This is a genomic window from Fictibacillus sp. WQ 8-8, assembly GCF_024494405.1.
In the GTDB taxonomy this organism is placed as follows: domain Bacteria; phylum Bacillota; class Bacilli; order Bacillales; family Fictibacillaceae; genus Fictibacillus_C; species Fictibacillus_C marinisediminis.
Genome location: NZ_JAMXKG010000003.1, coordinates 757,559 through 777,439, shown reverse-complemented (window position 1 = coordinate 777,439; position 19,881 = coordinate 757,559). Strand labels below are relative to the sequence as shown.

Here is a 19,881-nt window from a genome sequence, read left to right as displayed (position 1 = left end):
GAAACCGTATATGAAAGAGATGATGCTGCAATGTATTGGAAACGATCACTTTGGATTCTTTGGCCGGCCAATTTTCTGATCGCCGCAGGAATGAGCTTGATCATCCCCTTTTTGCCACTATATATTGAAAAACTTGGTGTTTCAAATATTCAAAGTGTTGAACATTGGACAGGTTGGATTTTTTCTGCTCAGTTTATCACTTCTTTTTTATTTCAGCCGCTATGGGGCTCACTTGCTGACCGATATGGACGAAAGGTCATGCTCATCCGTTCTGCTATAGGGATGGGAACTGTCACAGCGTTAATGGGGCTTGTGACAGGGCCGGAACAGCTTCTCGTATTGCGTCTGATCAATGGTCTGTTCTCCGGTTTTATCTCCATGTCCATCTCCCTCCAGGCTTCCGTCACACCAGACAAAGATGCAGGAAGGTCCCTCGGCACACTGCAGACCGGCCAGATTGTCGGCACACTGATCGGTCCTCTAATCGGAGGCTTCCTGTCTGAGATCTTTGGGTTTGAAGGTGTCTTTTTTGTCACAGGAGGACTTATTTTGATCGCAGGGATGGTCGTCATGTTCTTTATTAAAGAAGATGTAGCTGTTAATAAGGAAAGAAGCATCAAAAAGAAAAACGAATGGGGAGCACTTAAACCCCTGTTTCCTGTATTTATCGCGGCTGCCGTCACCCAGCTGGCAATGATGAGTATCCAGCCGATCATCACCCTTTACACCAGGACCATTTACCATGGCAGCCATTTGACTTTAGTCGTAGGGCTGATCAGTGCCGTAACGGGTATTGCTAACCTGATCGGGTCACCGATCCTTGGAAGAATCGGCGACCGCTATGGACAGCGGAAAGTTCTCATTTTCTCTTTGATCATGGCTGCATTTGCTTTTCTGCCTCAAGTTCTGGCTACCGATGTAAAGGTCCTGTTAGCAGGCAGATTTTTATTAGGCCTATTTATCGGAGGAATGATACCTTCACTGAATGTTCTCGTAAAAAAACTGGCACCTCCAAACCTGCAGGCTACCGCTTTTGGAATTAGCTCTTCTGCCCGTTTTCTCGGGAACCTGTTCGGCCCATTGCTGGGAACCTTTGTAGCTGCGGCCTATAACATTAAAGATATCTTTTATATCACGATGATTTTCCTGCTCATCAATATGGTCTCCATTGTCAGAAACAAAAAACTTGAACTTGCGCTGCGCAATCATAAAAAGGCATCCTGAACATGAATGTTCAGGATGCCTTTTTTATTTATTACATAAATTCAGCAAGTAAGCCGTTAAATTTCTCTTCATCCATCTTCAAGTCCGCTTTGGATAATGCATCCTTGCTGTATCCGTGGGCAAGGTCCTGATAGGAAGGTTTTACTGTATTCTGATAGATGATGCCTTTGACGAGTCCGTCGTTTTCCATCAGAGTCTGCATCGCCATCATCCGATTGGAAGGATCATAGCCTTCGATCGTATCAAGGCTTGTTAGGTGTTCTTTGAACCAGTCATATGTGTTTACCTTATTATAGGTTACACAGGGAGAGAACACATTGATCAATGAGAAGCCTTTATGTTCAATCCCTTTTTGTATGATCGCAGTCAGTTCTTTCAGGTCGCTTGAAAAGCTTTGCGCAACGAACGTTGCACCTGCTGTAAGAGCAAGTTCCATCACTCCGATAGCGGACTCTACAGAACCTTCCGGCGTACTTTTCGTTTTAAACCCTTCAGCAGAGCGGGGAGAAGTCTGCCCCTTCGTTAATCCGTAGATTTGGTTGTCCATTACAATATAGGTTACGTCAATATTTCTTCGGATCGCATGAACGGTATGGCCCATTCCGATAGCGAATCCATCACCGTCTCCTCCAGAGGCAATAACTGTCAGATCACGGTTGGCCATTTTCACGCCTTGGGCGATTGGAAGAACACGGCCGTGAATGCCATGGAAGCCATAGGATTTAATATAACCGGAGATACGCCCGGAACAGCCGATCCCCGAGATCACTGCTAGGTCGTTCGGTTCCAGCCCGACGTTTGCTGCCGCCCGCTGTATGGATGCCTGCACGGAAAAGTCGCCGCAGCCAGGGCACCAGTTCGGTTTTACTGAATTTCTGAAGTCTTTAAACGTCGCCATTTAAACCAGCTCCTTGCATTTATTGAAAATTTCAGAAGGAAGAAATGGATTACCGTCATATTTTAAGATGCTCTCAATCTTGTGATGAGAACCCAGGTTCATTTTCAGGATATTGGCCAGCTGTCCAGTAGCATTATTCTCAATGACCGCTACCTTTTTCGCTGAATCAATTAAAGTATTCATCTCTTCAACCGGGAATGGATGAATCAAACGTAGATGTGCATGGTTTACTTTGATTCCTTCCGCTTCCAGACGAGGAATAACCTCCTCAATCACGCCTCTTGTGGAGTTGAACCCGACAAGCAGAAGATCAGCCTCTTCATTCGGGGTATATTTTACGACCGGCGTGTTGAATTTCAGGTTCTTCAGTTTTCGGAGACGCTTATCCATCTGCTTCAAGCGGTTTGCAGCAACTTCTGACGGCTTGCCCGTTTCGTCGTGCTCGACGCCTGTCACGTGATGAATGCCGTTTTTCATGCCCGGGATGACACGAGGAGATACTCCGGAATCCGTCAGTTCATAGCGTTTATAGTAGCCGCCTTCTTCTTCAGGAAGCTCTGCATTCAAATCCAGGGTGCCGCGGCGGATTTCAACTTTGCTGAAATCAAGCGGTTCTACGGATTGCTTGCCTAGAGAAAGCTGAAGATCAGTCAGTAAAATAACCGGGCATTGGTACTCTTCTGCAATATTCAATGCTTCTACAGCATCATAGAAAGCTTCTTCAGCTGTGCTTGGCGCCATGACGACCTTTGGAATCTCACCATGTGTACCGTAGATCATCGCCATTAAATCCGACTGTTCCTGTTTGGTCGGAAGCCCTGTACTTGGACCGCCGCGCTGTGTATCAACGACGACGAGCGGTGTTTCTGTCATTCCTGCAAGGCCGATGGATTCCATCATGAGGGATAAACCAGGACCCGCAGAAGAAGTCACAGTACGTACACCAGCATAGTTAGCGCCGATGGCCATTGTACAAGCTGCGATCTCATCTTCAGTCTGGATAACGGTTCCGCCAAACTGAGGAAGTTTTTTAATGAGGTATTCCATAATCTCAGAGGCCGGAGTGATCGGATAAGCCGCCATGAAGCGGACACCGCCAGCTACAAATCCAAGAGCGATGGCATCATTGCCGATCATAAACATACGTTTTTTTCCGTCAGCTTTATTCAGCTGGAACCCCTCGAGCGGACCGCCTGCTGCTTCATTAAAGAACTCAGCGCCTTTGCGGATTGCATCCATATTCTTTTCTACGACTTTAGCGCCTTTTCTTGAAAAGATTTCCTCAACCACATCTATGTACGATTCAGCCGGCAGATCGAGCACTGCACTCGTAGCGCCGATGGCCACCATATTCTTCATCAAGGAAGTGCCAAGCTCATTCGCTATTTCCGTGAACGGGACTGAAAAGAGCCTTACTTTTGAGCCTTCCGGAACAACTGGATTAAACTTCGCGTCGCCGATGACGACTCCTCCGTCCCGCATCTCATGAATATTTACATCAATGGTTTCCTGGTCAAACGCGATTAAAATATCAAGATCATCCGAGATCGACCTTGTTTGTTTCGTGCTGACACGAATCTTGTTGTTCGTATGTCCGCCTTTAATACGTGAAGAAAAGTGCCGATAACTGTAGAGATAGTATCCAAGACGATTTAAGGCCATTGCAAAAATTTCTCCGGTACTGTCTATCCCTTCCCCTTGCTGTCCGCCAACTTTCCAGGAAAGTTGATCAATCATGAACTCCACCCCTTCTATGCTTATCATTCTATATACTCACCAATTGCGTTTTCTGGAGAAAACATAAGTCTCCATGTATAAAAATACGCTATTTTCCGAAAGAAAATAAGCGCGCTGATCACTAAGATGGGTATAAAGATGGTTGTTAAAAAATATGTACTAAACGTTTACAATTCTAGACCTAACTTCACAAAAAAGCAAGTATTCATTGAAAAATTAATAGGTGGCGTCAGTGAATTTTAGTATGCTCTCACCCACATTTATGCACTCAAAAAAACCTGTTTGCGCAAAAAGGCAAACAGGCAGCTTACTGTTTTTAGTTAACGTGGCTCGACAATCAGCTTAATCCCAGTTCTTTCTTCTCCATCAATCAAAATATCGGTAAACGCAGGAATACAAATGAGGTCAACTCCGCTAGGCGCTACAAATCCTCGTGCGATTGCTACTGCCTTAACGGCTTGGTTTAATGCACCGGCCCCAATTGCTTGAATTTCAGCTCCTCCTCTTTCACGAAGAACTCCGGCGAGTGCACCAGCTACAGAATTAGGGTTGGATTTTGCTGAAACTTTTAATATTTCCATTAATTTGTACCTCCTTAGAGATATGATACCAATTCTACTATATTCATTGGTAAGAGCCCGTATTCCTGCAGTATGGAAAAGTTTACAACAATATGCTGGCAAGCGTAAATTGTTATACCAAAAGTACTCTTATTCAAAAAACGGGTGGTCGTCGTTAATCAAAATGGTCTTGATCGTTTTCGCTTTTCCAGTTGCAGGATCACACTCTATTAAGACGCCACTTAACTGTTCCCTTCCGGAAGAAACTTCAAACCTTACCGGTAAACTGGTAAGAAACTTTTTCAAAACAGCTTCCCGATCCATCCCTAATATCCCGTCATACGGGCCGGTCATCCCTACATCTGTCAAGTAAGCGGTTCCTTGTGGAAGAATTCGCTGATCCGCAGTCTGGACATGGGTATGCGTGCCAACGACCGCTGTTACTTTGCCGTCGAGGAACCAGCCCATCGCTTGCTTTTCACTTGTTGCTTCTGCATGAAAATCGACAAAGATAATCGGCGTCCGCTTCCGCAACTCTTCAACCAGTTGTTCAGCCTTTTCAAAAGGGCAGTCGAGAGGAGGGAGAAATGTCCTTCCTTGTAAATTAATGATGCCGATTTCAAGCTGGTTCATCTTAATGAGAGCTGATCCGTTGCCTGGTGTCCCAACAGGAAAATTGGCTGGCCTAACCAATTGGGGAGTAGTGTCGATGATCTCAAAAATCTCTCTATTGTCCCACGCGTGATTTCCGAGCGTGATGGCCTGTGCCCCCGCTTCAAAAATCCCCTTTACGATCTTTCCGGTAATCCCCCTGCCATGGGCAGCGTTTTCACCGTTCACAATCGTAATAAGCGGCTGATATTTTCGTTTTAATTTAGGCAAATACGTGTCGATCATCTTTCTACCTGGAGATCCAACGACGTCCCCTACAAATAAAATCTTCATGAAGAACTCCTTTTACTGCATTCTGTATAAAAACAAAATAAAGTGGTATACACCACTTTATTTTGCGTACTCAACAGCTCTTGTTTCCCGAATGACTGTTACTTTAATATGTCCTGGATAATCCAGTTCATTTTCAATTTTTTTCGTAATATCCCGTGCTAAACGGTAAGAAGCCAAATCATCGACTAAATCTGGTTTAACCATGATTCTGATTTCTCTTCCGGCCTGGATCGCAAATGATTTTTCCACGCCGTCAAACGACTCGGAAATCTCTTCGAGTTTTTCCAGACGTCTGATATAGGTTTCCAACGTTTCACGTCTAGCTCCAGGTCTTGCTGCTGACAATGCATCAGCGGCGGCAACAAGAGTAGCGATAATTGAAGTAGGTTCAGTATCTCCGTGATGGGAAGCAATTGAATTGATAACTACTGGATGTTCCTTATACTTGGTTGCCAATTCCACACCGATATCGACGTGGCTGCCTTCTACTTCATGATCAATCGCTTTCCCAATGTCATGAAGCAAACCAGCACGGCGGGCCAAATGAACATCTTCTCCAATTTCTGCTGCCATCAAACCGGCGAGGTACGCTACTTCCATTGAATGTTTCAATACATTTTGGCCGTAGCTTGTACGGTACTTCAAACGCCCTAAGATCTTAATCAAATCAGGATGAAGTCCATGAACTCCTACTTCAAAAGTAGTCTGCTCACCTACTTCTCTGATATACTCATCCACTTCACGGCGAGATTTTTCAACCATCTCTTCGATTCTGGCAGGATGAATTCTGCCATCTTGAACGAGCTTGTCAAGCGCCATACGGGCAATCTCCCTGCGGATTGGGTCAAAACCAGAAAGAATGACGGCTTCAGGCGTATCATCAATAATCAAATCAATGCCTGTTAGCGTTTCCAACGTACGGATATTTCGTCCTTCACGCCCGATAATTCGGCCCTTCATCTCATCATTTGGCAAGTTCACGACAGAAACTGTCGTTTCAGCAACGTGGTCAGCCGCGCATCGCTGGATAGCAAGAGAAAGAATCTCTTTTGCTTTTTTATCCGCTTCTTCTTTAGCGCGATTTTCCATATCCTTCACCATCATAGCCATTTCATGAGAAACTTCGTTTTCTACCTCGCCCATGATGATCAGCTTGGCTTCTTCACGCGTAAAGCCGGATATACGTTCCAGTTCTCTTTGCTGCTCTCTGAGCAGCTCCTCCACTTTGCTTTCAATCTCTTCAATTTGTCGTTGTTTTTTGGTGAGAGACTCCTCACGTTTCTCCAATGATTCCTCTTTTTTATCAAGAGTCTCACTTTTCCGGTCAAGAATCTCTTCTTTTTGTACCAATCGTTGTTCTTGTCTCTGAAGCTCATTTCTGCGTTCACGAATGTCGCGCTCTGCTTCTGTTCTTAGCTTATGGATTTCATCCTTTGCTTCAAGCAGGGCTTCCTTCTTGCTCGCTTCCCCATCTCGCTTTGCTTCTTCAACGATCTGAGCAGCAGCATTTTCCGCGCTTGAAATTTTTGCTTCGGCAATTTTTTTCCTAACAAGATATCCGACAACTGCACCGACACCTGCTGAGACAAGCAAACTGGAGATGAAGACAATAATGTTTTCCATGTTTCCACCTCCTCTTGCTATCTACTTTTTTTACTGGGTCATAAGCATCATTCGTGTAACAAAGTGTTGTGCACAAGTCATGCCATTCTCATTTCAGGTTATATCTTTTAATTTCAAATGAAATCAAAGTATATCTCCATTTTATAAAGGACAGCACGTTATGTCAAGAGATGTCAAATTATCTATGATAAATCTTCCTTTCAAAATTGGCAAGTTTTATTTATATCCAATCAAAGGAAATTATCGGACCATGAGCAGACAGGGCAGTGCCCCTGTCCGGCCGCGGCCGCCAAGCGTGAACCGCAGCTTTTTGCAGATATTACGCAATCTATTTATCCCACAAATCCCTTTAAAACTAATACTTTCCTATCCTTCTAAAAAAACCGTACATAGCAGGTATGTACGGTCTAAAATGTTATTCGGATAATTCAAACTCCTCTGTTTCTTCCTTTGTTGCAGGTTCTGGAGTGTTGGCTTCTTCACCGAGGCGATAGTAGCTTCTGATCTGTGTAATGATCTCTTCTGCTACTTCCTTGTTCTCTTTCAGGAATTGTTTGGAATTCTCTCTTCCCTGGCCAAGGCGGTCTCCTTCAAAGGAATACCAGGCACCGCTTTTTTGAACGACGTCAATATCGGAACCGATATCAAGGATTTCACCTTCTCTTGAAATCCCTTCACCGTACATGATGTCTACTTCCGCCGTCTTGAATGGAGGAGCCACTTTATTCTTAACCACTTTAATTCTTGTTTTGTTCCCTACCATATCCGTGCCCTGTTTCAATGTTTCAGCACGGCGTACTTCCAAACGGACGGAAGAATAGAACTTTAATGCACGGCCCCCAGGTGTAGTTTCCGGGTTCCCGAACATCACGCCGACTTTTTCACGGATCTGGTTAATGAATACCGCGATGGTTTTTGATTTGCTGATCGCTCCGGAAAGTTTTCTTAATGCCTGAGACATCAGTCTTGCCTGAAGACCTACGTGGGAATCTCCCATTTCTCCTTCGATCTCTGCTTTAGGAACCAAAGCCGCAACCGAGTCAATGATCAGAATATCCACTGCTCCGCTTCGGACAAGGGCTTCCGCGATCTCAAGAGCCTGTTCGCCAGTATCCGGCTGAGATAAAAGAAGCTCATCAATGTTTACGCCGAGCTTTTGGGCATAGACAGGATCAAGCGCATGTTCTGCATCAATGAACGCAGCTTGTCCGCCGTTTCTCTGCACTTCTGCAATCGCATGCAGAGCAACTGTTGTCTTACCGGATGATTCAGGTCCGTATACTTCGATGATCCGCCCTCTTGGATATCCGCCTACGCCAAGTGCGATATCAAGCGCAAGAGATCCGCTGGAGATGGTGGAAACTCTCTGTTCAGCCTGCTCGCCAAGTTTCATGATGGATCCTTTTCCGAATTGTTTTTCAATCTGGCGCAAGGCCATTTCCAATGCCGCTTTGCGGTCGCTCATGTAATCACTCCTCAAATTTATATCATTGCACATGTAAGTACATTGTGATGTCATTTCCTATAGCTTTATTTTACTTCTTTTTTCACCGTTTGCCAATCTTTTTGCGAACATTTATTCGATTTTTTTATTGTCCTTTTTTGACCTTTGATAATAAGTAAAACAATCCGTACATCACAGACCTCTCTCTGACAGCGGTCCTCGAACCGGATAATGCCAGCGGGTACACCTCGGTGCCTGTTTCATCCGCCAGTCCGATAAAGACCGTGCCGGCTTCTTTGTTTTCACTTGGTCCCGGTCCTGCAACCCCGGTAAAACTGATGCCGATATCCGAGCCGGTCAGGTTTCTTACCTTTTCCGCCATCTGTTTCGCGCAGTTCTCGCTGACCGCTCCCTCGGACACAAGCAGCTCATGAGAAACACCGAGCAGCTGCTCTTTTATCTCATTCGTATAACAAACAACTGAACCTTTGAATATTTCCGAACTGCCCGGCATGTCGGTTATCTGCTTTCCAAACCATCCGCCTGTCAGACTCTCGGCAGAAGAAACGGTCAGCTTTTTATCTTTCAGCTGTTCTGCTGCTGCTTTTTGCAAGGAATCATCTCCGTATCCGTATAGGAACTCTCCTACCCGCTCACGGATTTTTCCTTCCAGCACGTCCAGCTGCTCTTGGGCAATCTTGTTGTCCAGAAATTTTGCCGAGAGCCTAAGGGTAACTTCATGGTTTCCAGCGAGAGGCGCCACAGTCGGATTACTCTGCTGATCGATAATGTCCTGAAGTGTCGCTTCAAGCAGTGATTCTCCAATCCCGAAGAAACGAAGAACCCGTGAGACGATCGGCTCTTTTCCAGGCAGTCTTCCTGAAAGATAAGGAACCGCAAAGCTTCTGAACATCGGCTGCATTTCTTTGGGAGGACCCGGGAGAAGAATATAGGACAGTCCGTCTTCATGCAGCGCCATTCCCGGAGCCATGCCGTGTTTGTTCGGCAAAATCTCAGAACCTTCAAGAACAAGTGCCTGCTTTCTATTGTTCTCAGACATGACCCTGCCTGTTCTTTTGTAGTACATTTCAATATGATCCATCGCTTCTTGGTCATAGACCAGGTTCTTTACCAGAACAGTGGCGATGGTTTCTTTAGTGAGATCATCTTTCGTCGGTCCGAGACCTCCGGTAAAGATGAGAAGATTTGAACGGCTCTGTGCTGTTTTTATGACAGATTCCAGCCGTTTCGGATTATCGCCCACGACGGAATGATAGAAAACATTGATCCCTAAGTCTGCCAATTCAGCAGAGATAAATTTAGCATTTGTGTTTGCAATCTGTCCCAACAAGAGCTCGCTTCCAACGGCAATGATTTCTGCATTCATTTGCGTATTCCCCCGTATTGTACGTTTTTAAACGAAGATTTTTCTGATAAAAAAAACAGGAGATCTTCTCTCCTGTTCCTGCTGTTATTTTGATTTTAGCATAACTTCTTTGTTTTGAATAAAATATTCCCAGCCTGAATATAGAGTGATGAGTGTAGCTGCCCACAGGCTGATCTGAGCGAATGGGATACCTATCCATTCAAATGGTATGTTGTGCAGCAGCAATGCAGAAATGGCAATGATCTGGATCCATGTTTTCAGCTTGCCCATCTGGCTTGCTGCAATTACTGCACCTTCAGCTGCTGCTACAAGGCGTATGCCAGTCACCGCGAACTCCCTGCTCAGGATAATGATGACCATCCATGCCGGTGCATAGCCTACTTCAACAAGGGCAACAAACGCAGCGGTAACCAGCAGTTTATCCGCAAGAGGGTCTAAAAACTTCCCAAAGTTTGTAACAAGGTTGAGCTTTCTCGCATAATATCCGTCTACCCAGTCTGTACAGGATGCAATGATGAAAATCAGGGCGGCAGCCAAATGGGTGACTGGAATATCAACATCCAGCCATGTTACCTTTCCCCAATCAAAGGGGGCAAGAAGAACGATCATGAATACAGGAATAAGTAAGATCCTTGAAATTGTAATTTTATTAGGCAAGTTCATTTTTATTTCCTCCAATTTTGACAATCATTACACGGCGCTCTACGTAAGTTATTGTTTGCCGGAAGCCGTGTTTTTAATGACGATCCTTTGGTGAATTCCCCTCTTAACAGGCGGAATCGGATATGAGAACGGTTTTTCATTGATCGTCATTTTTGCAAAATTGGCGGCACCAATATTAAGTTCAACATCTTTCTCACCTGATAAGTCATAGCTGGCTGTATCACCTTTTTTAAACATCTTGCCAGCCAATGTCTTGCTGCCTGTTTTCACTTCGAGATATACCGGCCCGTCCATCTTAAAGGCGATTTTAAAGTCATCCGCCTGGCTTAGCTCATATGTAGTGGTAATTCCCTGTGTAGCCTGCTTGGTCAGAGTAAATTCTTTTTTCTTCGGTTCTGCCGGTTTCTTTGGTGAATCACTATTCGCGGGCTTCTCCGGTTTTTTATCTTTGGCCTTGTTTGTATTCTCAGCCTTCTTGCTCTTATCAAGCTGAACACTGGCAGGTTTATTTGAGTCCTTTGAATCAGCGCCGTCATTCCCTCTGTTGGCAAGGTAGGCCCAAACGCCGATCAGAAGTGCCAGAACGAAAGCAAAAATCAGTACTTTAGGCAGCCAGCTTGATAATACAGAGTCCTTTGCATCCAGGGTCTGCTTATTCCGTTCTGATCGGGGAACAAATTCTGTCGGTTCTTTTTCGGCTTTTGGAATTTCGTTTTCAAATTGGGTAAAGACTTCTTCAAAATTGAGTCCTACTGTTTCGCTGTAATTTTTTATAAACGCTCTGGCATAGAAAGAACCTGGTAGAATCTCGTATCGTCCATCTTCAATCGCCTGCAGATAACGTTTTTGTATTTTTGTTTCGGTTTGAAGCTGTTCAAGAGAAAGACCTTTTTCTTCCCTTTTTTCTCTTAAATAATTTCCTAATTCAGTCAAATTTACCACCTTCCACTAATTGAAGTTATTCAAATGCGGAAAATCCTACATCTGTCTCTATTACTTCATATGTAATTTCTTCATTCGGATCGTTTCTAAGCTCGATAATATAATCAAAATCGTCAATGCTGTATTCGGTCTGCTGAACGAAAACATCTGGATGCTCGATGACCTTCGCAGATGGAAGACGCATGATTTCCCTGACCAGCTGCCAGTGCCTTTCATTTGAACGCCTCGATGACACGATGCCGTCAATAATATAAACATTATCTGTGCTGTATTCATCATCCGCAAGCTGTGTCCGAATGGTTTGCTTGAGCAGCGTAGAAGATATAAATACCCATTTTTTGCTCGCGCAAACACTCGATGCTACGATCGATTCAGTCTTTCCGACCCTTGGCATACCCCGGATGCCGATCAGTTTATGGCCCTCGACTTTATACAGTTCGGCTAAAAAGTCAACGAGAAGCCCAAGTTCGTCTCTTACAAATCTGAATGTTTTTTTATCGTCTGCGTCCCGTTGTATGTAACGTCCATGCCGGACGGCGAGAATATCTCGTAATTTGGGTTTACGGAATTTCGTGACTGTAATATTATCCATCGATTGTAAAATGGAGCGAAGGCGGTCTACCTTCTCTTGTTTGTCGACAATTAACAGCAATCCTCTTCTCTCATTGTCTACTCCATTGATCGTCACGATATTTATTCCAAGCATCCCGAGAAGAGATGAAATATCACCAAGAAGTCCGGGGCGGTTTTTATTTATCTCGTATTCCAAATACCAATCCTGATCGCCCATTCTTCATCTCTCCTTCCTTTTTCTGTTGCTTATCATTAATTTCCCGCTTCATTAATTAATAATATCTGATTTCAATTTATTATGAAAGAAAAAATAAAGGGATGTTAAGAAAAATCCTTAACATCCCTGTTAAGAAAAATCCTTAACATCCTAATATTTACTGTGCGTTGTCATTCTGGACTAATTTAACCATCATATTGGCAATCGCGTGTTTTTCATCGTCGCTGGCAACCTTCCAAAGGTCAGCAAGCACTTTTTCTTCGGAATTCTTAGGATCTACATGAGAAGCAAGATATCCTCCGATTTCAGTTGCTAAATTGGAAACGGTTGATTGGTCCATTCCCTGGCCTTCTGCATGTTCAAGACGGTCAGAGAGAAAATTCTTCCACTGTCCAAAATTATCTAATACTGACATTTAATTTCCTCCTTAAAATATGGTACATACTATAATATTTCTAGAAGGAACATGAATTATGCATGGGATTTGACATTTTCCTCTGCGCTTTCCTGCGATTAATTATGCCAGCCGCCTGTTGCAGAAATAATATGCCCATTGATATAAGATGAGCGGTCTGACAAAAGGAACATAACGATTTCCGCCATTTCTTCCGTCCGGCCTAGCCGGCCTTCTGGAATCTGGTCTTTCAGCGAGTTCAATTCTTCCTCAGTAAAATCCTCCATCATCCGTGTCTCGACCGCGCCGGGAGCGATGCCGTTCACCCTGATGCGGTTGGGGGCTGCCTCTTTGGCTAATGCTTTGACGAATGTATTCAGGCCGCCTTTTACGGCAGAATAAACGACCTCACACGAAGCCCCTACTGATCCCCACACAGATGAGATGACTATGATGTTTCCTTTTCCTCTCTTCATCATAGCTGGCAGAAGATGTTTCGTGATCAAGATCGGACTTGTCAAATTCAGCTGTACCATTTTCTGCACCGTCTCGCTGTCCATATCTGTCAGCAGTCCGTAATAAGCACCAGCACTATTATGTATAACGGCATCAACCGGCATAAAGAGTGATGACAGCAATTTATCAGTTCCGGCAGGATCTGATAAGTCTGCCTGCACCAATAAGGTTTCAACACCGTATGCAGTTACCTCTTGCTGGAGATCTCTTGCTTGCCGGCTGCTCAGATGGTAATGGAGAATAAGGTTGAAGCCATTTTTCGCAAGCGCCCGGCAGATGCTCGAACCGATCCCGCCGCTTGCCCCTGTCACTAAAACCCAGCCTGACATATTATTTTCACCCGCTTAAAAACATCCCTGCTTATGAGCAGGGATGTTTTTTTTCTTCATTATGACTGTTTTTTCTTAACCTGGCAAATGGTCAGTTGACTATCCTGAAAATGGTCACTCAGCGCTTTTTCAAGGCGTGCAGCCGTTAAATCTTCAAACGTCGGGATCACGTCAAAAAGATTCATTCCGTTAAATTCATACCTGGTGAATTGATTCGCGATAAACTCGGGCGAGTTCAGCGCTCTTAAAAAAGAACCGATTTTCTTTTTTCTTGCTCTCTCCAGGTCCTCTTGGTTGATATCCGTTTTCTTGAAATCCTCTACCATACGCGAAATGGTATCAGCGAAAGCATCAGGATCAGATGTATCGCCTCCGATCATGGAGAAACCGTAGCCTTGCTCTTCTGTATAGTCAAAAGAAAAAGAAGGGTCGATCAGCCCATCATTATAAAGCTTCTCGTAATTTTTGGTGCTCTTTCCAAACATCATCTCCAGCAGCAAATTGACGGAGAGTTCCCGGAGAAGCAATTCTTTCCCTTGCCTTTCGGGACGTTTCTCTTTATATCCCATATAGCACTTCGGTGTTTGAACCGGCATGTTCAACACTTCTTTTCTTTTGGCGGGCTGAGCTGGTTCCTCATCAAAAAAGCGCTCGATCGGCGGCTTGTCTTTATAGTCCTTGCCGGCCTGGTTCTTCTCGACAAGATCCATGATCTTTTCTGCATCAACCGGCCCTACAATAAAGAGGAGCATGTTGCTCGGATGGTAGAAGGTCTCATAGCATTCATACAGATCATCTTTTGTAATTTTGGCAATCGATTCAACCGTTCCCGCAATGTCGATGGACACTGGATGGTTTTGATACATGTTGGCGATCAAACCGAAATACACGCGCCAATCCGGGTTGTCATCGTACATTCTGATCTCCTGTCCAATGATTCCCTTTTCTTTCTCCACCGTCTTTTCGGTAAAATAGGGTGCCTGAACGAAATCGATCAACGTCGTCAGGTTCTTTTCAACATCACCGGTCGTTGAAAACAAATAAGCGGTCCGTTTAAAGGTAGTAAAAGCATTGGCCGATGCTCCCTGTTTACTGAAATCCTGAAAAACGTCACCGTGCTCTTTTTCAAAAAGCTTATGCTCCAGGAAATGGGCGATTCCATCCGGCACCTTGACTGGTTCGTTCTTTCCAAGCGGAACAAAATGATTATCCACGGATCCATAATTAGTCGTAAACGTTGCATAGGTTTTATTGAAATCCTTTTTTTCTAAAATGAATACTTTCAGTCCGTTTTCAAGGGTCTTGCAGTTTAGGGTCTCTTTGAGCTGCTTAAAATGAATTTGTTCCATATTATTCATCGCCCCTCCCTCTTAAGAAATAGATCGTATCAAGTTCAATCTTTTTTGAAACACCGATCACTTGCTCTTTCGTAACATTCTCGATGCCTTCGAGCCATTCCTCAATACTCCGTTTATGCCGGGAGACTACTTCGTGATAAAGTACCTCCACCAAACCTGTAGAATCATCCACCGTCTCAAGGATTTGGTTTCGGATCATCGCTTTCGTCTGCTCCAGTTCACCGTCTGAAATGTTGCCGTTTTGAATTTCTTTTAGCTGTTCATTAATGATTTTTACTGTTTTTTCATAATTATTGGTTTCAATCCCTGACATAACAAAAATAATCCCTTTATGACTCTCAAAACGAGAAGCGGCATAATAGGCCAGACTCTCTTTCTCACGGACGTTCATGAACAGTTTGGAATGCGAAAAACCGCCGAAGACGCCATTGAATACTTGAAGAGGAAGATATTCGGGATCGCAGTACGTAATGTAGGTACGGTATCCCATATGGAGCTTTCCTTGCTGCACTTCCTGCTCTTCAAATATCTCTTTCACTTCATCCACTCTTCGTTTTCCTGAGGAAGCTACTCGTTTCGGCTCTGCTTTAGCATTTGGAAACACAAAATGCTTTGCCGTAAAATCCTTGAGAATTTCTTTGGAAACATCTCCCACGACATACAAATGGACCTCGTCTTCCTGGATGACTTTCTTATAATAATCATATAAAATCTCAGGAGTGATGGAATCGACTTCCTTTTCGCTTCCGTATACATTGAAACGATAAGGCTCGTCTTCGAACATCTCCTCGATCAGGCGCTTGTTGGCATACCTCATCTTATCATCGTATATGGATTCAATCTGCTGCTTTAACGACCGTTTTTCTTTCTGGACGATATCGGATAAAAAGGCATTCCCCTGTTTTGCCGGCTTGAGCAGTACATCGGAGAGCAGTTCAAACGCCTTGTCGAGCAAAGGTGTATTATCCGATAGAAATTTTTCATTCGCTACATCAATTCTCAGGGTGATAACCTGATATTCTCCTTTTTTAGAGAGATCCGCCCCCAAGGTTGCTCCATAAAGGCTGTCCAGCGCTTCACGGAGCTCTTTACTGCTAGGAAATCTCTCTGTCCCGCTCTGCAAAACATAGGGAAGCAGGGCACGTTTAGTAACTTCCTCCTCCACGATCGGACTTTTCAGCTGAAGAATTAACGAAGTGGTCTTATATTTAGTGGTTTCGACTGTATGTAAGGTAATACCGGGCAAGTCAGCCACATGATGGTCTACGAGTGTCATTTCGCTTCCTCCCTTTTTAAATAGGTTGTTGATCATACTTTCTAGTGTACCCACATTCCATAGTAATCATGACTTTTCCTGCTTTAAACAAAAAAACCTGCTTCAATAACTGAAGCAGGTCCTGTCTATTATCGTTTTCCTTTTTCGTAAGGCTGTCCGGATGCTTTGGGAGCATCTGCACGGCCAACAAATCCTGCTAGTGCAAGAATCGTAAGCACATAAGGCGCGATCAGCAGATAAACATCAGGAATATCCTTGAGAAGAGGGATCTGTTCCCCTGTGATGCTTAAGCTTTGAGCAAGCCCGAAGAACAAGGCCGCTCCCATCGCTCCAAGCGGATGCCATTTTCCAAAAATCATCGCAGCAAGAGCCATGAAGCCTTGTCCTGAGATCGTTGACTGTGTGAAGTTTCCAGCGATGGAAGCCACATAGATGGCTCCGCCTAGACCAGCGAACGCACCCCCGATGATAACAGAAATATAACGGGTTTTATTAACATTGATCCCCATCGTATCAGCAGCCATCGGATGTTCACCGACAGAACGAAGACGAAGGCCGAACGGCGTTTTGTAGATGATGTACCATACCACAAAAGCCAGGAAAATCGCTACAAAAGAAGTTGAGTATGCATTGGAGAAGAACAGGTCTCCGATAACCGGAATCTTGGACAGCACCGGGATATCTCCTTTGCCGATCCGTTCCTGAATATCAGGAGTCTGGCCTGCATCAAAAAGTTTCTTCGTCAAAAAGATGGACAGTCCCGCTGCAAGGAAGTTAAGAGCAACACCGCTGACGACTTGATCGGCTTTCAGCGAAATGCTTGCCACTGCATGTGGAACAGCAAAGAGTCCACCCCCAACGATAGCTACTGCAAAACTCATCCATGGAGAAGCAGCGCCTAACCCCCATTGTTCACCATAGTGGGTAAAGATCGCCCCTAAAAAGGCGCCGAACATCATAAGTCCTTCAAGTCCAATATTAACAACACCAGAACGTTCACTGAAAACTCCGCCCAAAGCAGTAAGGATAAGGGGAGCTGCTGAAACGATCGCAGCAGGCACAATAAGGGCAAGGATATCGAAGAAGTCCATTAAAGTTTACCCCCTTTAGTAAATCGGTTGGTCAGCCAGCGGATAAGGTAACTGGACGCCACAAAGAAAATGATCAATGCGATGACGATTCCAATGAGTTCAGTGGGAACTCCTGCTGTAGACTGCATAGTAAGAGCACCGATTTTCAGTCCTCCAAACAAAAGGGCGGCGACAATGATCCCTACCGATCCATTGGCTCCGAGCAAGGAAACGGCGATTCCATCGAATCCTACCCCTGTAAACGCGTTATTGATCGTCATATATTGATAGGTTCCAAGGCCTTCCATCGTTCCCGCAGCACCCGCAAAGGCACCTGATATAGCCATGGCTAGGATAATATTTTTCGATACGCTTATTCCCGCATACTGTGAAGCATGCTGGTTGAAGCCGACTGCTCTTAATTCATAGCCGGTTGTTGTTTTCCATAATACAAACCACATAATAAGTGCACCAATAATTGCTACAACAATTCCGTAATGAAGACGAGAAAAATCAGTCAGCTGCTGAAGCCAAGGAGAAGCCAGGGATGCTGATTCTTTAATATCCTTCGTCCTCTCTCCAGGTGCCAGCATATAGGCACGAATAATGGCATTTGTTACATATAGCGCGATGTAGTTCATCATGATGGTAGTAATAACTTCGTGAACTTTAAAACGCGCTTTCAGAATACCTGGAAGCACTCCCCAGATTGCTCCAGCTAGAGCACCTGCGATAACCGCTAGCGGCAGGTGGATGATCTTAGGGAGATCAAAGTTGATCCCGACATAGACCGATGCTAGCCAGCCGACAAGCAGCTGCCCTTCCACACCAATGTTAAAAAGTCCCGTGCGAAACGCAAAAGCCACGGCTAATCCCGAAAGAATGAGCGGTGAAGCCGCACGGATCGTTTCACCCATATTGTATCCATTTCCGAAAATGCCCTCAATTAAAGCAGAGTAGGCTTTGATGGGATCATAATCTGAGACCAGCATGATGATACCGCCGATCAAAAGTCCCAATAGCACGGATATGGCCGGGACAAGAATATGGAATAAACGGCCTTTAATTACATTCATTGCAAATCACCTGCTTTTTGTTTCTTGCCGCCCGCCATGAGCAGTCCAAGTTCCTGTTCAGTCGTTTGTTTTGGATCTACGACTGCAACAATTTTCCCTTCATATATAACCGCGATGCGGTCGCTTACATTCATTACTTCATCCAGTTCAAACGAGAGAAGAAGGACTGCCTTTCCTTTATCACGTTCCTGAATAAGTTTGGAATGAATAAACTCAATTGCACCAACATCAAGACCGCGTGTAGGCTGTGCTGCAATAAGGAAATCGGGACTTCTGTCCACTTCCCTTGCAATGATCGCTTTCTGCTGGTTGCCTCCTGATAATGCACGTGCCAGCGTATGTTCACTCGGCGTTCTCACATCAAATTCTTTAATAAGATTATTGGCCTTATCAAAAATTGCGGGAAATTTAAGAATTTTATGTTTGGAAAACGGCTGTTGGTAATACGTTTGAAGCACCATATTCGTACCGATCGAAAAATCAAGGACCAGGCCGTGTTTGTGTCGGTCCTGAGGGATATGCCCCACTCCGGATTCCGTTACCTTTCTCGGCTTAAGGTTCGTAATGTCCTTGCCGTTAAGCTGGATGGTGCCGCTGGTTGCTTTCCTTAAACCGGTGATCGCTTCGAGAAGTTCAGTCTGTCCGTTTCCGTCCACTCCGGCGATGCCGAGGATTTCTCCTGCTTTGATCTCAAGGGTCAGCCCGTCAACGACCGGCACTTTTCTTGAATCTTCAACGACCAGGTCATTGATCTGCAGTACAGGCCCTTTTGGCACAGCATCTTCTTTATCAACCTTGAAATTTACCTCGCGCCCGACCATCATCGCCGCCAGTTTATCAGGGTTGGTTTCAACAACGTCGACCGTGCCGATTCCCCGGCCTCGGCGAATAACCGTACAGCGGTCACAAGCTTCCATGATCTCCTTCAGCTTATGGGTGATCAGTATAATTGATTTTCCTTCTGCCACTAGCTTTTTCATGATCTCCATAAGTTCATGAATCTCCTGAGGAGTTAATACAGCTGTCGGCTCATCAAAGATTAAAATTTCAGCTCCGCGATAGAGCGTTTTCAAAATTTCCACACGCTGCTGCATTCCGACGGAAATATCCTCAATTTTCGCATTTGGATCTACTCGCAAGCCATAACGGTCAGATAAGGCTTTTACTTCTTTCGCTGCTTTTTTCAAATCCACTCTGCCCGCTGTTGTTATCTCTTTGCCAAGAATAATATTTTCTGTTACGGTGAAGTTTTCAACCAGCATAAAATGCTGATGCACCATTCCGATTCCAAGACGGTTAGCAACGTTCGGATCAGAGATCGAAATCTTCTGGCCTTTAACGTGGATCTCTCCCTCTTCCGGCTGATACAATCCGAAGAGAATATTCATGAGCGTTGATTTTCCCGCACCATTCTCACCGAGAAGAGCATGAATCTCGCCTTTCCTTACTTGCAATGTGACATTGTCATTGGCAACGATGCCAGGGAATTCCTTGCGGATGTTCCTCATTTCAATGACATACTCCATTGTGTTCACCCCTTATGACAAACTATAAACCTTTCAATCTTGTTTCTTCATCCTGGAGAGGGAGTCAGAAGTCTAACCTTTCACTGCGTAAATAAAGGCCAGTAAACGAATACCAGCCTTTAC

General features: G+C 44.6%; 18 protein-coding genes. 1 reads left to right on the top strand and 17 read right to left on the bottom strand.

The annotated features are described in order from the left end of the window. Nucleotides 1–30 precede the first annotated feature (30 nt). Nucleotides 31–1,224 (top strand): MFS transporter, encoded by a 1,194-nt coding sequence (locus M1K46_RS09365; RefSeq protein ID WP_256225810.1) that lies wholly within the window; start codon nt 31–33, stop codon nt 1,222–1,224. A 31-nt stretch (nt 1,225–1,255) separates the two neighbouring features. On the opposite strand, the gene M1K46_RS09360 is transcribed toward M1K46_RS09365, so the two are convergent. From M1K46_RS09360 to M1K46_RS09280, 17 genes are all read right to left on the bottom strand, one after another. After that, nucleotides 1,256–2,122: a 2-oxoacid:ferredoxin oxidoreductase subunit beta gene (locus M1K46_RS09360; protein WP_053354422.1), complete on the bottom strand. Its 867-nt coding sequence runs from the start codon at nt 2,120–2,122 to the stop codon at nt 1,256–1,258. Continuing rightward, a complete protein-coding gene (locus M1K46_RS09355; protein WP_256225809.1) occupies nt 2,123–3,859 on the bottom strand; it encodes a 2-oxoacid:acceptor oxidoreductase subunit alpha in 1,737 nt (578 codons plus the stop codon). A 320-nt stretch (nt 3,860–4,179) separates the two neighbouring features. Continuing rightward, nucleotides 4,180–4,440, bottom strand: a complete 261-nt coding sequence (gene spoVS / locus M1K46_RS09350) for a stage V sporulation protein SpoVS (RefSeq protein ID WP_053354424.1) — start codon at nt 4,438–4,440, stop codon at nt 4,180–4,182. Between the two features lie 129 nt (nt 4,441–4,569). Next, the gene (locus M1K46_RS09345) at nt 4,570–5,364 is read right to left on the bottom strand and encodes a TIGR00282 family metallophosphoesterase (protein ID WP_053354425.1); all 795 of its coding nucleotides are present in this window, start codon (nt 5,362–5,364) and stop codon (nt 4,570–4,572) included. A gap of 57 nt (nt 5,365–5,421) precedes the next feature. Next, nucleotides 5,422–6,987 carry a ribonuclease Y gene (gene rny, locus M1K46_RS09340; protein WP_053354426.1) on the bottom strand — a complete coding sequence of 522 codons (1,566 nt, stop codon included), beginning with the start codon at nt 6,985–6,987 and terminating at the stop codon, nt 5,422–5,424. A 415-nt stretch (nt 6,988–7,402) separates the two neighbouring features. Beyond that, nucleotides 7,403–8,452, bottom strand: coding sequence for a recombinase RecA (gene recA, locus M1K46_RS09335; protein WP_062231842.1), 1,050 nt, complete (start codon nt 8,450–8,452; stop codon nt 7,403–7,405). Nucleotides 8,453–8,576: 124 nt separating this feature from the next. Continuing rightward, on the bottom strand, nt 8,577–9,818 hold the full coding sequence (locus M1K46_RS09330) for a competence/damage-inducible protein A (protein ID WP_256225808.1): 1,242 nt from the start codon (nt 9,816–9,818) through the stop codon (nt 8,577–8,579). A gap of 84 nt (nt 9,819–9,902) precedes the next feature. Beyond that, on the bottom strand, nt 9,903–10,481 hold the full coding sequence (gene pgsA, locus M1K46_RS09325) for a CDP-diacylglycerol--glycerol-3-phosphate 3-phosphatidyltransferase (RefSeq protein WP_053354429.1): 579 nt from the start codon (nt 10,479–10,481) through the stop codon (nt 9,903–9,905). A gap of 48 nt (nt 10,482–10,529) precedes the next feature. Continuing rightward, nucleotides 10,530–11,414 (bottom strand): helix-turn-helix domain-containing protein, encoded by an 885-nt coding sequence (locus tag M1K46_RS09320; protein ID WP_256225807.1) that lies wholly within the window; start codon nt 11,412–11,414, stop codon nt 10,530–10,532. Between the two features lie 25 nt (nt 11,415–11,439). Continuing rightward, on the bottom strand, nt 11,440–12,213 hold the full coding sequence (locus M1K46_RS09315) for a DUF3388 domain-containing protein (RefSeq protein WP_053354431.1): 774 nt from the start codon (nt 12,211–12,213) through the stop codon (nt 11,440–11,442). A gap of 157 nt (nt 12,214–12,370) precedes the next feature. Then, the gene (locus M1K46_RS09310; RefSeq protein ID WP_053354432.1) at nt 12,371–12,628 is read right to left on the bottom strand and encodes a DUF3243 domain-containing protein; all 258 of its coding nucleotides are present in this window, start codon (nt 12,626–12,628) and stop codon (nt 12,371–12,373) included. A gap of 98 nt (nt 12,629–12,726) precedes the next feature. Then, the gene (ymfI, locus tag M1K46_RS09305; RefSeq protein WP_091005505.1) at nt 12,727–13,452 is read right to left on the bottom strand and encodes an elongation factor P 5-aminopentanone reductase; all 726 of its coding nucleotides are present in this window, start codon (nt 13,450–13,452) and stop codon (nt 12,727–12,729) included. Between the two features lie 59 nt (nt 13,453–13,511). Beyond that, complete coding sequence (yfmH, locus tag M1K46_RS09300; protein ID WP_256225852.1) at nt 13,512–14,801, bottom strand: EF-P 5-aminopentanol modification-associated protein YfmH; 1,290 nt, start codon at nt 14,799–14,801, stop codon at nt 13,512–13,514. 1 nt (nt 14,802) lies between these two features. After that, entirely contained in the window at nt 14,803–16,086 is a 1,284-nt protein-coding gene (gene yfmF, locus M1K46_RS09295) for an EF-P 5-aminopentanol modification-associated protein YfmF (RefSeq protein WP_053354434.1), read from the bottom strand. A 128-nt stretch (nt 16,087–16,214) separates the two neighbouring features. Beyond that, nucleotides 16,215–17,177, bottom strand: coding sequence for an ABC transporter permease (locus M1K46_RS09290; protein ID WP_256225806.1), 963 nt, complete (start codon nt 17,175–17,177; stop codon nt 16,215–16,217). Then, nucleotides 17,177–18,232, bottom strand: a complete 1,056-nt coding sequence (locus M1K46_RS09285) for an ABC transporter permease (protein ID WP_053354436.1) — start codon at nt 18,230–18,232, stop codon at nt 17,177–17,179. The genes M1K46_RS09290 and M1K46_RS09285 overlap by 1 nt, the downstream gene beginning before the upstream one ends. Beyond that, the gene (locus M1K46_RS09280) at nt 18,229–19,758 is read right to left on the bottom strand and encodes an ABC transporter ATP-binding protein (protein ID WP_256225805.1); all 1,530 of its coding nucleotides are present in this window, start codon (nt 19,756–19,758) and stop codon (nt 18,229–18,231) included. Before M1K46_RS09280 ends, M1K46_RS09285 begins: the two co-directional genes overlap by 4 nt. Nucleotides 19,759–19,881: the final 123 nt, after the last annotated feature.